This is a genomic window from Pseudomonas fluorescens (genome assembly GCF_001708445.1).
Taxonomy (GTDB): domain Bacteria; phylum Pseudomonadota; class Gammaproteobacteria; order Pseudomonadales; family Pseudomonadaceae; genus Aquipseudomonas; species Aquipseudomonas gorinensis.
Genome location: NZ_CP015637.1, coordinates 4,087,877 through 4,100,551, shown reverse-complemented (window position 1 = coordinate 4,100,551; position 12,675 = coordinate 4,087,877). Strand labels below are relative to the sequence as shown.

Sequence of the window (12,675 nt, the reverse complement as noted above, 5' to 3'; positions counted from 1 at the left end):
TGGCTGGCAAATGGAATTTTCCACCTAGACCTATGCGACGAGGTTTTCCCCCATGGCACTGACACGCGAACAGCAAATTGCAGCCCTTGAAAAAGACTGGGCTGAAAACCCACGCTGGAAAGGCGTAACCCGCGCTTATTCCGCTGCTGACGTCGTCCGCCTGCGTGGCTCGGTTCAACCTGAGCACACCTTTGCAAAACTCGGCGCCGAGAAGCTGTGGAACCTGGTGACCCAGGGCGCCAAGCCTTCCTTCCGTCCCGACAAAGATTTCGTCAACTGCATGGGCGCCCTCACTGGCGGCCAGGCAGTCCAACAGGTAAAAGCCGGTATCCAGGCGATCTACCTGTCCGGCTGGCAAGTGGCAGCGGACAACAACTCCGCTGAATCCATGTACCCCGACCAATCGCTGTACCCGGTGGACTCCGTACCGACCGTGGTCAAGCGCATCAACAACTCGTTCCGTCGTGCCGACCAGATCCAGTGGAAAGCCGGTAAAGGTCCTGGCGACGAAGGCTACATCGACTACTTCGCACCGATCGTGGCTGACGCCGAAGCCGGTTTCGGCGGCGTACTGAACGCCTATGAGCTGATGAAGAGCATGATCGAGGCTGGCGCCGCCGGCGTGCACTTCGAAGACCAACTGGCCTCGGTGAAAAAATGCGGCCACATGGGCGGCAAGGTACTGGTGCCGACCCAGGAAGCCGTACAGAAGCTGACCGCTGCCCGCCTGGCGGCTGACGTTGCCGGTACACCGACCATCATCCTGGCCCGTACCGACGCCAACGCCGCCGACCTGCTGACATCGGACTGCGACCCGTACGACCAACCGTTCGTCACTGGCGAACGCACCCAGGAAGGTTTCTACAAAGTACGCGCCGGTCTTGACCAGGCGATCGCCCGTGGCCTGGCCTACGCGCCGTACGCCGACCTGATCTGGTGCGAAACCGCCAAGCCGGACCTGGCTGAAGCCCGTCGCTTTGCTGAAGCGATCAAAAAGGAATACCCGGACCAACTGCTGTCCTACAACTGCTCGCCTTCCTTCAACTGGAAGAAAAACCTGGACGACGCGACCATCGCCAAGTTCCAGCGCGAACTGTCCGCCATGGGCTACAAGCACCAGTTCATCACCCTGGCCGGCATTCACAACATGTGGCACAGCATGTTCAACCTGGCGCACGACTACGCCCGCAACGACATGACCGCCTACGTGAAGCTGCAAGAGCAAGAGTTCGCTGACGCCGCCAAGGGCTACACCTTCGTGGCTCACCAGCAGGAAGTGGGTACCGGCTACTTCGACGACATGACCACCGTGATCCAGGGCGGCACCTCGTCCGTGACCGCACTGACCGGCTCGACCGAAGAAGAACAGTTCCACTGAGTGCATGAGCACACGGCCATCGCGGACCCGATAAAGAGCTAACCGCAGTGCCGCACGATCTGACGCCCCGACTGGTTCGGGGCGTTTTTTTGCCTGAGCGATCCGCCCCAGGTCAATGAGCCCCCAAATGTGGGAGGAGGGCCTGCCCTGATGCCTGTCAGTCCAGAAGGAGCACCCTAACTGTGGCGAGCGGGCTTGCCCCGCGCTGGGCTGCGAAGCAGCCCCATTACAGGCGATGTGTTTTCAACTGACACACCGCGGTGCCTGGTTTTGGGGCCGCTTCGCAGCCCAATGCGGGGCAAGCCCTAATGCCGTTCAGTTAAGCGTACATCGCCTTCTGTAGGAGCGAGCTTGCTCGCGAAAAACGTTAACGATAACGCGTGTTTCCTGAGTGAACGCGGCGCCTGTGAGTTCTTCGCGAGCAAGCTCGCTCCTACAAAAAAGCCTTAACTGAACGGCATTAGGGCAAGCCCGCCACCACAAGCCCGCTCGCCACAACAAGCGGACTCGCCACATTAAAAAACCGGCTCAATGGTTGACGGTGTACGCCAACATCATCGACAACTGGCACATTGGCCGCCCACTCTCGGCATGCCACTGGTTGAACGCGCCCTGCACCGTCGCCAAGTCGCGCAGGCTGGTCGGCGCCTTGTCGACAATCTTCTGCGCATTCAATGCGGCGACCACGTCATCACTCGGCACAAACGTGTCCTTGCCCACCATGCGCAGGAAGCGCGGTGCCGACAGCCCACCCAACTGATGGCCGTGCTTGCTCAGGTACTTCCACAAGCCGACGATATCGGTCACCGGCCAATCGGCGATAAACGCACCGAAGCTGCCTTTCTCCTGCTCGATATCCAGGATCATCTGCGCATTGCGCGGCACACTCTTGAGCTTGCCCAGGTGGCGGATGATACGGGTGTCCTGCATCAGGCGCTCGAGGTGCTCAGCGCCCATCAGCACGACTTTTTCCGGGTCAAAACCGAAGAATAGCTGCTCGAACGCCGGCCATTTGGCGTCCACCACACTGTGCTTGAGCCCGGCACGGAATACACGAAGCGCCAGGGTCGACAGGTAGCGATCATCACTGATCCTGCGCAATTGCGCCGGGGTCTTGGGCACTGGCAGGTGCGCCTCCAACTCGGCCGCCGAACCGAAGCGGTTCAGACAGTATTCGTGCAGCCACTTGTAATCGCGCATGCCCTCTCCTGGAAATTGAAATGAAAACGGCGCCCGTGAGCGCCGTCGTTCAGAGCCTTGAAAAGCGTCAGAGGTTCACTACGTTGACGAAGCGCGAAGCGGCGGTCTCGTCGATACGCAGGCTGGTGAAGTCAAACAGGTTGCGATCGGCCAACTGTGACGGGATCACGTTCTGCAGGCTGCGGAAGATACTCTCGGTGCGGCCCGGCGTCTTGCGCTCCCACTCCTGAAGCATCTCCTTGACCACCTGGCGCTGGAGGTTTTCCTGGGAGCCGCACAAGTTGCACGGGATGATCGGGAATTGCTTGAAATCCGAATAGGCCTGGATGTCCTTCTCGTTGCAATAGGCCAGCGGGCGGATCACCACGTTGCGCCCATCATCGGCGCGCAGCTTGGGCGGCATGGCCTTGAGGGAGCCGTTGAAGAACATATTGAGGAAGAAGGTTTCGACGATGTCATCGCGGTGATGACCCAGGGCCATCTTGGTCGCGCCGATTTCGTCGGCAAAGGTATAAAGCGTGCCACGGCGCAGGCGCGAGCACAGCGAGCAGGTGGTCTTGCCTTCGGGGATGAGTTCCTTGACTACCGAGTAAGTGTCTTTCTCGACGATGTGGTAATCGATGCCCAGCTCTTTCAAGTACGCCGGCAGTACGTGCTCGGGGAAGCCCGGTTGCTTCTGGTCCATATTGACGGCGACGATCTCGAACTTGATCGGCGCGACCTTTTGCAGGTGCAGCAGCACGTCGAGCATGGTGTAGCTGTCTTTGCCGCCGGAGAGGCAGACCATGACCTTGTCGCCGTCCTCGATCATGTTGAAATCGGCGACCGCTTCACCGGCCAGGCGACGCAGGCGTTTTTGCAGTTTGTTCTGGTTGACCGTAAGAGTGCCCATGGCGCTTGGATCCGCTGGAGGTATGTGACGAAAAGCCGGGTATTTTACCGATAAGGTTGGCCAAGTTCCAATGTAGGAGGGAGCAAGCCCTCTCCCACACTTGGCTGCATGGCCGACTACAGACCGCGCCGCGATTAACCCCACTGTTTACAGCGCAATTTGCTCTAAAGCCCTACGGTTTTTCCGGTCATCACTTCCTATACTGCGACTTGAGGTCGCACACATATCCAGACCTTTCAGGCCATCTGGCCCGTGGGCGCTCCAATGGGGGGCGATGGTAATAACGACAGGAGTGACTGGCATGATCCATCACGTCGTGGGGCTTTTTACCCATCCCGACCAGGAATGGCGGGAAATTCGTGGCGATAAAGAAGAAAGCATCGGCCACATGTACCTCACTCATACCTTGATTCTCGCGGCGATCCCCGCCGTGTCTGCCTTTATCGGTACTACCCAGGTGGGCTGGGTCATCGGCAACCGCTCCCCGGTCATGCTGACCCAGGAAAGCGCGCTGTGGATGACCATCATGTCGTACCTGGCCATGCTCGGCGGCGTAGCGGTCATGGGCGCCTTCATTCACTGGATGGCGCGCACCTACGACGCCAGCCCCAGCATGGCGCGTTGTGTCGCCTTTGCCACCTACACGGCGACACCGCTGTTTATCGGCGGGCTCGCGGCGCTCTATCCGCATATGTGGCTCGGCATGGTGGTCGGAACGGCAGCCATTTGCTACACGGTGTACCTGCTGTACGTAGGGCTGCCGACTTTTATGAACATCGACCCCGATGAAGGCTTCCTGTTTTCCAGCTCGGTACTGGCCGTGGGCCTGGTGGTGCTGGTCGCGATCATGGCGTTTACCGTGATTGTCTGGGGCCTGGGCGTGGGCCCGATCTACACCAACTGAGTATTCACACCGCAGGCAAGGCCACCGCAAGGTGGCTTTGTGCGTCATGCATGACCATTCGGCGCCTGACAGATTCGGAAACACCCAGCTTTGCGGCATACTGGGCACCTCTGGAGATATGTACAGCATGCCCGAGCAACTCAATACCCGCGTCGAAGATTGTTTCCTGCTAGCCGAATCCTTTTTCAAACGAAGCTTCAAACGCCCCCAGGTCAGCCTCAAGCTGCGGGGCCAGAAAGCCGGTGTCGCGCATTTGCATGAGAACCTGCTGCGCTTCAACCCACAGTTGTACCGAGAAAACAGCCAACACTTCCTGAAGCAAACCGTGGCGCATGAAGTCGCGCACCTGATCGCCCACCAATTGTTTGGTGAACGCATCCAGCCCCATGGCGAGGAATGGCAGTTGATCATGCGCGGCGTCTATGAACTACCGCCGGACCGCTGCCACACCTATGCAATCAAGCGCCGCCAGGTGACCCGTTACATCTATCGTTGCCCGTGTGCCGACAGCGACTTCCCATTTTCGCCGCAGCGCCATGGGCTGGTGCGGCAGGGGCGGCGTTACCTGTGCCGGCGCTGCCGACAGACCTTGGTGTTTACCGGGGAAACCCGCGTCGAGTGAAGGTTGCGGTGCCTGCCAGGGCCTCATCGCGGGCAAAACCGACGCCCACAGTTGATCGACATGACAGCGCGGTCAAATGTGGGAGGGGGCTTGCCCACCGATAGCGCCGGTGAAGTCACCCCACAACCTTGCTCCGCCGCAAATCGGCTATGCGCTGGGCACTGAAACCCAGCTCCGCCAACACTTCATCACTGTGCGCGCCCACGGCGGCGCCAATGTGCCGGGGCGCGGGCAACCCTTCCGAAAACCTCAACGGGCAGGCAATCTGGGCCTGGCTCGAGCCATCCCCCCTGGGCACCTGGCTGACCAGCGCCCGCGCCTTTAACTGCGGATGGGCCACGGCTTCGCTGAGCGTCAGCACCGGTTCAACGCAGGCATCCACCCCGGCAAACAGCTCGCACAACTCCTCGAAACTGCGCTTCTCGAACTCCACCTGCAAGGCCTGCTTAAGCGCCGGCTGCTGCTCTGGCTTCAAACCCTGCGCAGCCAACTCCGGGCGCCCCAACGCTTCACACAACCGCTGCATAAAAGCCGGCTCCAGGCTGCCCACTGACATCCAGCGCCCATCCCGCGACCGGTAGTAATCGTAGAAACTACCGCCATTAAGCACATGGCTTTCCCATTCCGGCTCCACCCCGCAGGCCAGGTAGCCAGCGCCTGCCATGGCATTCAGGCTGAACGAACAATCGGTCATGCTCACGTCCAGATACTGGCCCACGCCGCTTTGCTGTCGAGCGATCACAGCAGCGAGCAGGCCCACCACCGCATGCAACGACCCGCCGCCGACATCCGCCAACTGTATGCCCAACGGCAATGGCCCGCTGTCCCGACGCCCGGTGTAACTGGCCACGCCGGCCAGTGCCAGGTAATTGATATCGTGCCCGGCGCGGTCCTTATAGGGGCCGGTCTGGCCGTAGCCGGTAATCGACACATAAATCAGCCGCGGATTGATCGCCTTCAATGCGTCATAACCCAAGCCCAGGCGTTCCATCACCCCGGGACGAAATTGCTCAAGCACAATGTCGTAGCCCTTGACCAGCTCGCGCACAATCTCCAGCGCCTCTGCCTGCTTGAGGTCCAAGGCAAGGCTGCGCTTATTGCGGTTGAGGTAGGCATGGCTTGCCGACGTCCCCTGGTCATGGGGCGGCAATACCCGTAACAGGTCCATGCGCGTGGGCGACTCGATGCGCAGTACGTCGGCGCCCATGTCGGCGAGCATCAACGAGGCAAACGGGCCGGGTAGCAAGGTGGAAAAATCCAGGACTTTGAGGGACGCCAAGGGACCTGACATGGAGACTCCTGCTGGGTTTCGAATGCCCACAGACTAGGCAGCCTTGCGCCGACCGGCAATCGTCAGAACGATCAGCGACAGTGACCGTTTTGATCATGGCGGGCTTTTTCGCGTCGGCGGCTTTATCATTGGCCCACGTTTGCTTGCAGAGTGTTCCATGAAGTTCGCGATTGCACTGTTTTCCGCCGCCCACGCGCCCTCCTCGCGCCGCGCCTTGTTGTTCGCCAAGGCCGCATTGGCCGGTGGGCATGAGATTGTGCGCCTGTTTTTTTACCAGGATGGCGTGTACAGCGCTTCCAATGCCATCGTCACGCCCCAGGACGAGCAGGATATTGCCCGCCAATGGCGTGAGCTGGTCAGCGCGCACCAGCTCGACGGCGTCGTCTGCATCGCCGCGGCGTTGCGCCGTGGCGTGCTCAATCACGAAGAAGCCACGCGCTATCAACGCAGCGCGGTCAACCTGGAAGCGCCATGGGCATTGTCCGGCCTGGGCCAATTGCATGACGCCGCCCAGGCGGCCGACCGCCTGATCTGTTTTGGAGGACCGTGACATGGCCAAATCCTTGCTGGTGATCAGCCGCCAGGCGCCTTGGTCCGGGCCGAGTGCGCGGGAGGCCCTGGACATCGTGCTGGCCGGCGGCGCGTTCGACCTGCCCATCGGCCTGCTATTGCTCGATGACGGCGTGTTCCAACTGGCCCCGCACCAGGACGCCAAGGCCGTGCAGCAAAAAGACCTCAGCGCCAACCTGCAGGCGCTGGGACTGTTTGGCATCGACGACGTGTTCGCCTGCAGCCACAGCCTCGCCGCCCGCGGGCTTGTGCACTCGACCCTTGCCCAGCCGCTGGACAGCGCAGCCATCACCCAGCTGATTGACCGTTACGACCAGGTGATCACCCTCTGATGTCGACTTTACATGTGATATCCCACTCCCCGTTTACCGATAGCCGCCTCGAGAGCTGCCTGCGTATCTGCGGCAGCGAGGACGCCATCCTGCTCTGCGGCGATGGCGCCTACGGGCTGCACGCCCCTGCCCTGCTGACCAGGGGGGTGAAGGTCTTTGTGCTGGCCGAGGACATGCTGGCGCGTAATCTACCGCTGCCAGACTGGGCCGATAGCGTGGACTACCCGGGTTTCGTGCAGTTGTCGATTGACTACGACAAGGTCAACAGCTGGTTATGAACACCCTGACCGTAGGCGCTCGTACCCTTGAACTGGACAAGGACGGTTACCTCGTCGACCTGAATGCATGGTCCGTCGACGTGGCCAACGCCCTGGCCGCCGCCGAGCCTCTGGAGTTGACCGCGGACCACTGGGAAATCCTCGAGTTACTGCGCCAGTTCTATGCCGAATTCCAGCTGTCCCCCGCCACGCGCCCCCTGATCAAGTACACCGCCTTGAAGCTGGGCCCGGAAAAGGGCAACAGCCTGCACCTCAACAAACTGTTCAACGGCACTCCCGCCAAACTCGCCGCCAAGCTGGCGGGCCTGCCAAGGCCGACGAATTGCTTATGACCGACTTTGCCCCGCTGACCCTCGAAACCCCTGCCGAGCACCCCTTTGCGCAATTCGTACGCATCCTGGGCAAAGGCAAACGCGGCGCGCGCAACCTGACCCGCGAAGAAGCGCGCGAAGCCATGGGCATGCTGCTCGATGAAAAGGTCGAGGACACCCAGCTCGGCGCCTTCCTGATGCTGTTGCGGCATAAGGAAGAAAGCCCTGAAGAGCTCGCTGGCTTCACCGAAGCCGTGCGCGAACGCCTGCACGCACCGGCACTGAACGTAGATGTCGACTGGCCAACCTATGCCGGCAAGAAACGCCACCTGCCCTGGTTCCTGCTGGCGGCCAAATGCCTGGCGCAACATGGCGTGCGCATCCTGATGCACGGCGGCGGCGCACACACCGCCGGCCGGTTGTACACCGAGCAATTGCTGGAAGGCTTGCAGATCCCGCTGTGCCGCAACTGGCAGCAGGTGGAGGCGGCCTATGAACACGGCAACCTGGCGTTTATCCCGCTCGGCGATTGGGCACCGCAACTGCAACGCATGATCGACTTGCGCAATACCCTGGGCCTGCGTTCACCGATCCACTCCCTGGCGCGCCTGCTCAACCCACTGAATGCCCGGTGCGGCCTGCAAAGCATTTTCCACCCGGGCTACCAGGGTGTTCATCGCGATGCCAGCGGCCTGCTTGGCGACAATGTGATTGTGGTCAAGGGCGACGGTGGCGAGATCGAGATCAACCCCGACACGCTCAGCCACCTGTACGGCACCACGGGCGGGGCCAGTTGGGACGAAGAATGGCCCGCCCTCTCCGCCCAGCGCCATGTCAAGCCGGCCACGCTTGAGCCGGAGCACTTGAAGGCACTGTGGCGCGGCGACGTCGAGGACAGCTACCCGCAACTGGCCCTGATCGCCACCATGGCGTTGGCGCTGCGCGGCCTCGGCCACCCACGGGAACAGGCGTTCGAATTGGCCCAGCAATACTGGGACGCGCGGGACAAATCGATTTAATCGATCATTAACTTCCGGTCTTTGCGCTTTTAGTTCGAACTCATCCCTCTAGACTGGGCTCCAACGTTTATTAGCCAAGGAGCCCATCATGGGTTTGCTGATCAAAGGACACTGGCATGACCAGTGGTACGAAAGTAGCGCCGATGGCGCCTTCCAACGGGAACAGGCGCAACGCCGCAGCTGGGTGACCGCCGATGGCCAGCCCGGGCCAAGTGGTGAGGGTGGCTTCAAGGCCGAGGCCGGTCGCTATCACCTGTATGTTTCCCTGGCCTGCCCCTGGGCGCACCGTACCCTGATCCTGCGCAAGCTCAAGGGCCTGGAAAGCCTGATCGACGTCTCCGTGGTCAGCTGGCTGATGCTGGAAAACGGCTGGACCTTCGACAAGGCCCTCGGCTCCAGTGGCGATACGCTGGATGGCTTCGACTTCATGCACCAACGCTATACCGCCGACACCGCCGACTACACCGGGCGCGTTACCGTGCCGGTGCTGTGGGATAAGCAGTTGAATCGCATCGTCAGCAACGAATCGGCAGAGATCATTCGCATGTTTAACAGTGCGTTCAATGCACTGACCGGCAATACCCTGGACTTCTACCCCGAGACGCTGCGCCCAAGCATCGACACGCTGAACGAGCGCATCTACCCCGCCGTCAACAACGGTGTGTATCGCGCAGGCTTCGCCACTTCGCAGCCAGCGTACGAAAGCGCGTTTGATGATGTGTTTGCCGAACTGGACTACCTGGAACAGCACCTGGGCGACCATCGCTACCTGGCAGGCGAATACCTGACCGAAGCGGATGTGCGGCTGTTTACCACGCTGATTCGTTTTGATGCGGTGTACTACAGCCACTTCAAATGCAACCTACGGCGGATTGCCGATTATTCGAACCTTTCGAATTGGTTGAGGGAGCTGTATCAGTGGCCGGGCGTGGCCGAGACGGTGGATTTCGAGCACATCAAGGGGCATTACTACGCCAGCCACCGGACGATCAATCCGACCGGGATTGTGCCGAAGGGGCCGTTGCAGGCGTTCGATGCCAAGCATGATCGTGGACGGCTGAGCGGTAAGGGTGTCTGGAGCTGATCCAGAGGACTGGTTGGATCAAATGGCCTTATCGGGGGCAAGCCCCCTCCCACATTGGAATGCATTCCAAAATGTGGGAGGGGGCTTGCCCCCGATGCATTTAGGCTCAGACCTGGGCCTGGGCGCCTTCAAACCACTTCAGCTTCTCACGCAACACCACTACCTCACCGACAATCACCAGCGTCGGCGCATGCACTTCATGCTCCGCTACCATGCGCGGCAAGTCAGCCAAGGTGCCTGTAAACACGCGCTGGTTGGCGGTAGTGCCCTGCTGGATCAGCGCTGCCGGGGTATCCGCCGCGCGACCATGCTTGATCAACTGCTCGCAGATGATCGGCAAGCCAATCAGGCCCATGTAGAACACCAGCGTCTGCGAAGGCCCCACCAGGTCCTGCCAAGGCAGGTCCGAGGTACCGTCCTTCAAGTGCCCGGTGATAAAGCGTACCGATTGCGCATAGTCGCGGTGTGTCAGCGGAATCCCGGCATACGCCGCGCAACCACTGGCGGCGGTAATTCCCGGCACCACCTGGAACGGGATGCCATGGGCCGCCAGTTCCTCGATTTCTTCGCCACCCCGCCCAAAGATGAACGGATCCCCCCCCTTGAGGCGCAACACGCGCTTGCCTTGCTTGGCCAGGTCCACCAATTGCTGGTTGATCTGGTCTTGGGGCACGGCGTGATCGGCGCGACGCTTGCCGACATATACCCGCTCGGCATCGCGACGACACAGCTCGAGAATCGCCGGCGCCACCAGGCGGTCATACAGCACCACATCGGCTTGTTGCATCAGGCGTAAGGCGCGGAAGGTCAGCAGGTCCGGATCGCCCGGGCCAGCGCCGACCAGATAGACTTCACCCGGCGCATAAGGCGGCGCACCGTTGACCTTGTCGATCAGCAGGCGCTCGGCCTCATCGCCCTGCCCGGCCAGTTGCCGGTCGGCAATCGGGCCTTGGAACACCTCCTCCCAGAACGCGCGGCGTTGCTGCACATCCGGGTACAAGGCTTTGACCTGGGCGCGGAAACGCGCCGCCAACCCGGCCAATTGGCCGTAGGTAGACGGAATCCAGGTTTCCAGCTTGGCGCGGATCAAGCGCGCCAGCACCGGCGCGTCGCCGCCGCTGGACACCGCGATCACCAAGGGCGAACGGTCGACAATCGCCGGGAAGATCACGCTGCACAAGGCCGGCGCATCCACCACGTTGACCGGCACACAACGGCGCCTGGCATCACTGGACACCTGCGCATTCAGTGGTTCGTCATCCGTCGCGGCGATGATCAGGGTGCACCCCTCAAGGTCGGCCTCCTGATAACCGCGCAACATCAGCTCCCCGCCACTGCCCAGCACCAGTTCACGCAACTGGGGTTCAATCTGGGGAGCAACCACCCGCAGCAACGCACCGGCGTCGGCCAGCAGCCGGGATTTGCGCAAGGCAATCTCCCCGCCACCGACGACCAACACACGACTGCCGCGCAGGTTATGAAACAGCGGCAGAAATTCCATTTAGCCGATGACCTCAATGCCCGCCATGTAGGGCTTCAGCACGTCAGGTACACGGATCGAGCCGTCGGCCTGCTGGTAGTTTTCCAGCACCGCCACCAGGGTGCGGCCAACGGCCAGGCCCGAACCGTTGAGGGTGTGCACCAGTTCCGGCTTGCCAGTTTCCGGGTTGCGGAAACGCGCCTGCATGCGACGCGCCTGGAAATCACCGCAGTTGGAGCACGACGAAATCTCGCGGTATTTGTCCTGGCTGGGCACCCATACTTCGAGGTCGTAGGTCTTCACGGCGCTGAAGCCCATGTCGCCGGTGCACAACGCCAGTACGCGGTACGGCAGCTCCAGCAATTGCAGGACGCGTTCGGCGTTGGCGGTCAGCCCCTCGAGGGCTTCCATGGAGGTCGACGGCTCGACCACTTGCACCATCTCGACCTTGTCGAACTGGTGCTGGCGAATCATGCCGCGGGTATCGCGACCCGATGCACCGGCCTCACTGCGAAAGCACGGCGTGTGTGCGACAAACTTGATCGGCAGTTGCTTGGCGTCGAGGATCTCGCCGGCCACGATATTGGTCAGCGACACTTCGGCGGTCGGGATCAGGTACAAGTCGGCTTCGCCATCGCGACCGATCTTGAACAGGTCTTCTTCGAACTTCGGCAGTTGCCCAGTCCCCTGCAGGGCCGGCGCCTGAACCAGGTAAGGCGTGTACGCCTCTTCGTAACCGTGCTCGCCGGTGTGCAAGTTGATCATGAACTGCGCCAGGGCACGGTGCAGGCGCGCGATCGGTCCACGCAGCAGGGCGAAGCGCGCGCCGGACAGCTTGGCGGCGGTTTCGAAATCCAGGCCACCGCTCAGTTCGCCCAGGGCGACATGGTCCTTGATCTCGAAATCAAAGGTTTTCGGCGTGCCCCAGCGGCGCACTTCGACGTTGCCGTCTTCATCGGCGCCCACCGGCACGGACTCGTGCGGCAGGTTGGGAATACCCAGCAGGATTGAATCCAGCTCGCCCTGAATCTTCTCCAGCTCGATTTTACCGTCGGACAGCTCGGTGCCCATGCGCTCGACATCGGCCATCAACGGCGCGATGTCTTCGCCGCGCTGCTTGGCCTGACCGATGGATTTGGAACGCGCATTACGCTCAGCCTGCAGTGCTTCAGTGCGGGTCTGGACGGTCTTGCGCTGTTCTTCCAGCGCTTCGATGCGCGCAACATCCAAGGCAAAGCCACGGGATGCCAGGCGGTCCGCTACGTCCTGAAGGTTGCTACGTAACAGTTTGGAATCGAGCATGTCGTTCTCTCG

The 12,675-nt window shown here is 61.2% G+C and carries 14 protein-coding genes; 9 read left to right on the top strand and 5 right to left on the bottom strand.

Annotation, left to right across the window (positions count from 1 at the left end):
* The first annotated feature begins 52 nt into the window (after positions 1 to 52).
* Positions 53 to 1,378 carry an isocitrate lyase gene (aceA, locus tag A7317_RS18075; RefSeq protein ID WP_024076175.1) on the top strand — a complete coding sequence of 442 codons (1,326 nt, stop codon included), beginning with the start codon at positions 53 to 55 and terminating at the stop codon, positions 1,376 to 1,378.
* A 528-nt stretch (positions 1,379 to 1,906) separates the two neighbouring features.
* On the opposite strand, the gene A7317_RS18070 is transcribed toward aceA, so the two are convergent.
* On the bottom strand, positions 1,907 to 2,578 hold the full coding sequence (locus A7317_RS18070; protein ID WP_069076505.1) for a DNA-3-methyladenine glycosylase I: 672 nt from the start codon (positions 2,576 to 2,578) through the stop codon (positions 1,907 to 1,909).
* Positions 2,579 to 2,645: 67 nt separating this feature from the next.
* A complete protein-coding gene (gene ttcA / locus A7317_RS18065) occupies positions 2,646 to 3,470 on the bottom strand; it encodes a tRNA 2-thiocytidine(32) synthetase TtcA (protein WP_024076146.1) in 825 nt (274 codons plus the stop codon).
* 301 nt (positions 3,471 to 3,771) lie between these two features.
* On the opposite strand from ttcA, the gene A7317_RS18060 reads away from it, so the two are divergent.
* Both A7317_RS18060 and A7317_RS18055 read left to right on the top strand, forming a co-directional pair.
* A complete protein-coding gene (locus tag A7317_RS18060; protein ID WP_024076147.1) occupies positions 3,772 to 4,374 on the top strand; it encodes a Yip1 family protein in 603 nt (200 codons plus the stop codon).
* 127 nt (positions 4,375 to 4,501) lie between these two features.
* Positions 4,502 to 4,996 (top strand): SprT family zinc-dependent metalloprotease, encoded by a 495-nt coding sequence (locus A7317_RS18055; protein ID WP_041161247.1) that lies wholly within the window; start codon positions 4,502 to 4,504, stop codon positions 4,994 to 4,996.
* 115 nt (positions 4,997 to 5,111) lie between these two features.
* Here the strand turns inward: A7317_RS18055 and A7317_RS18050 are convergent, their stop codons facing one another.
* The gene (locus tag A7317_RS18050) at positions 5,112 to 6,287 is read right to left on the bottom strand and encodes a CaiB/BaiF CoA transferase family protein (protein ID WP_024076149.1); all 1,176 of its coding nucleotides are present in this window, start codon (positions 6,285 to 6,287) and stop codon (positions 5,112 to 5,114) included.
* A 157-nt stretch (positions 6,288 to 6,444) separates the two neighbouring features.
* On the opposite strand from A7317_RS18050, the gene tusD reads away from it, so the two are divergent.
* From tusD to A7317_RS18020, 6 genes are all read left to right on the top strand, one after another.
* Positions 6,445 to 6,837, top strand: a complete 393-nt coding sequence (gene tusD, locus A7317_RS18045) for a sulfurtransferase complex subunit TusD (protein ID WP_041160966.1) — start codon at positions 6,445 to 6,447, stop codon at positions 6,835 to 6,837.
* Between the two features lies 1 nt (position 6,838).
* Positions 6,839 to 7,189, top strand: coding sequence for a sulfurtransferase complex subunit TusC (tusC, locus tag A7317_RS18040; RefSeq protein WP_024076151.1), 351 nt, complete (start codon positions 6,839 to 6,841; stop codon positions 7,187 to 7,189).
* Positions 7,189 to 7,467 carry a sulfurtransferase complex subunit TusB gene (gene tusB / locus A7317_RS18035; RefSeq protein ID WP_024076152.1) on the top strand — a complete coding sequence of 93 codons (279 nt, stop codon included), beginning with the start codon at positions 7,189 to 7,191 and terminating at the stop codon, positions 7,465 to 7,467. Before tusC ends, tusB begins: the two co-directional genes overlap by 1 nt.
* On the top strand, positions 7,464 to 7,799 hold the full coding sequence (locus A7317_RS18030) for a TusE/DsrC/DsvC family sulfur relay protein (RefSeq protein WP_024076153.1): 336 nt from the start codon (positions 7,464 to 7,466) through the stop codon (positions 7,797 to 7,799). The genes tusB and A7317_RS18030 overlap by 4 nt, the downstream gene beginning before the upstream one ends.
* The gene (locus A7317_RS18025; protein ID WP_024076154.1) at positions 7,796 to 8,797 is read left to right on the top strand and encodes a glycosyl transferase family protein; all 1,002 of its coding nucleotides are present in this window, start codon (positions 7,796 to 7,798) and stop codon (positions 8,795 to 8,797) included. Before A7317_RS18030 ends, A7317_RS18025 begins: the two co-directional genes overlap by 4 nt.
* 88 nt (positions 8,798 to 8,885) lie before the next feature.
* Complete coding sequence (locus tag A7317_RS18020; RefSeq protein WP_024076155.1) at positions 8,886 to 9,881, top strand: glutathione S-transferase family protein; 996 nt, start codon at positions 8,886 to 8,888, stop codon at positions 9,879 to 9,881.
* A gap of 106 nt (positions 9,882 to 9,987) precedes the next feature.
* Here A7317_RS18020 and cysG read toward each other — a convergent pair whose 3' ends face one another.
* The gene (cysG, locus tag A7317_RS18015; RefSeq protein ID WP_024076156.1) at positions 9,988 to 11,382 is read right to left on the bottom strand and encodes a siroheme synthase CysG; all 1,395 of its coding nucleotides are present in this window, start codon (positions 11,380 to 11,382) and stop codon (positions 9,988 to 9,990) included.
* Positions 11,383 to 12,663, bottom strand: a complete 1,281-nt coding sequence (gene serS, locus A7317_RS18010; RefSeq protein ID WP_024076157.1) for a serine--tRNA ligase — start codon at positions 12,661 to 12,663, stop codon at positions 11,383 to 11,385.
* Between the last annotated feature and the right edge of the window lie 12 nt (positions 12,664 to 12,675).

What these genes read in the sequence shown, in the direction of transcription:
- tusD (WP_041160966.1), top strand. Translation starts at nt 6,445, where the DNA reads ATGAAGTTCGCGATTGCACTGTTTTCCGCCGCCCACGCGCCCTCCTCG.
- A7317_RS18055 (WP_041161247.1), top strand. Translation starts at nt 4,502, where the DNA reads ATGCCCGAGCAACTCAATACCCGCGTCGAAGATTGTTTCCTGCTAGCC.
- A7317_RS18060 (WP_024076147.1), top strand. Translation starts at nt 3,772, where the DNA reads ATGATCCATCACGTCGTGGGGCTTTTTACCCATCCCGACCAGGAATGG.
- tusB (WP_024076152.1), top strand. Translation starts at nt 7,189, where the DNA reads ATGTCGACTTTACATGTGATATCCCACTCCCCGTTTACCGATAGCCGC.
- A7317_RS18050 (WP_024076149.1), bottom strand. Translation starts at nt 6,287, where the DNA reads ATGTCAGGTCCCTTGGCGTCCCTCAAAGTCCTGGATTTTTCCACCTTG.
- A7317_RS18070 (WP_069076505.1), bottom strand. Translation starts at nt 2,578, where the DNA reads ATGCGCGATTACAAGTGGCTGCACGAATACTGTCTGAACCGCTTCGGT.
- serS (WP_024076157.1), bottom strand. Translation starts at nt 12,663, where the DNA reads ATGCTCGATTCCAAACTGTTACGTAGCAACCTTCAGGACGTAGCGGAC.
- aceA (WP_024076175.1), top strand. Translation starts at nt 53, where the DNA reads ATGGCACTGACACGCGAACAGCAAATTGCAGCCCTTGAAAAAGACTGG.
- tusC (WP_024076151.1), top strand. Translation starts at nt 6,839, where the DNA reads ATGGCCAAATCCTTGCTGGTGATCAGCCGCCAGGCGCCTTGGTCCGGG.
- ttcA (WP_024076146.1), bottom strand. Translation starts at nt 3,470, where the DNA reads ATGGGCACTCTTACGGTCAACCAGAACAAACTGCAAAAACGCCTGCGT.
- A7317_RS18025 (WP_024076154.1), top strand. Translation starts at nt 7,796, where the DNA reads ATGACCGACTTTGCCCCGCTGACCCTCGAAACCCCTGCCGAGCACCCC.
- cysG (WP_024076156.1), bottom strand. Translation starts at nt 11,382, where the DNA reads ATGGAATTTCTGCCGCTGTTTCATAACCTGCGCGGCAGTCGTGTGTTG.
- A7317_RS18020 (WP_024076155.1), top strand. Translation starts at nt 8,886, where the DNA reads ATGGGTTTGCTGATCAAAGGACACTGGCATGACCAGTGGTACGAAAGT.
- A7317_RS18030 (WP_024076153.1), top strand. Translation starts at nt 7,464, where the DNA reads ATGAACACCCTGACCGTAGGCGCTCGTACCCTTGAACTGGACAAGGAC.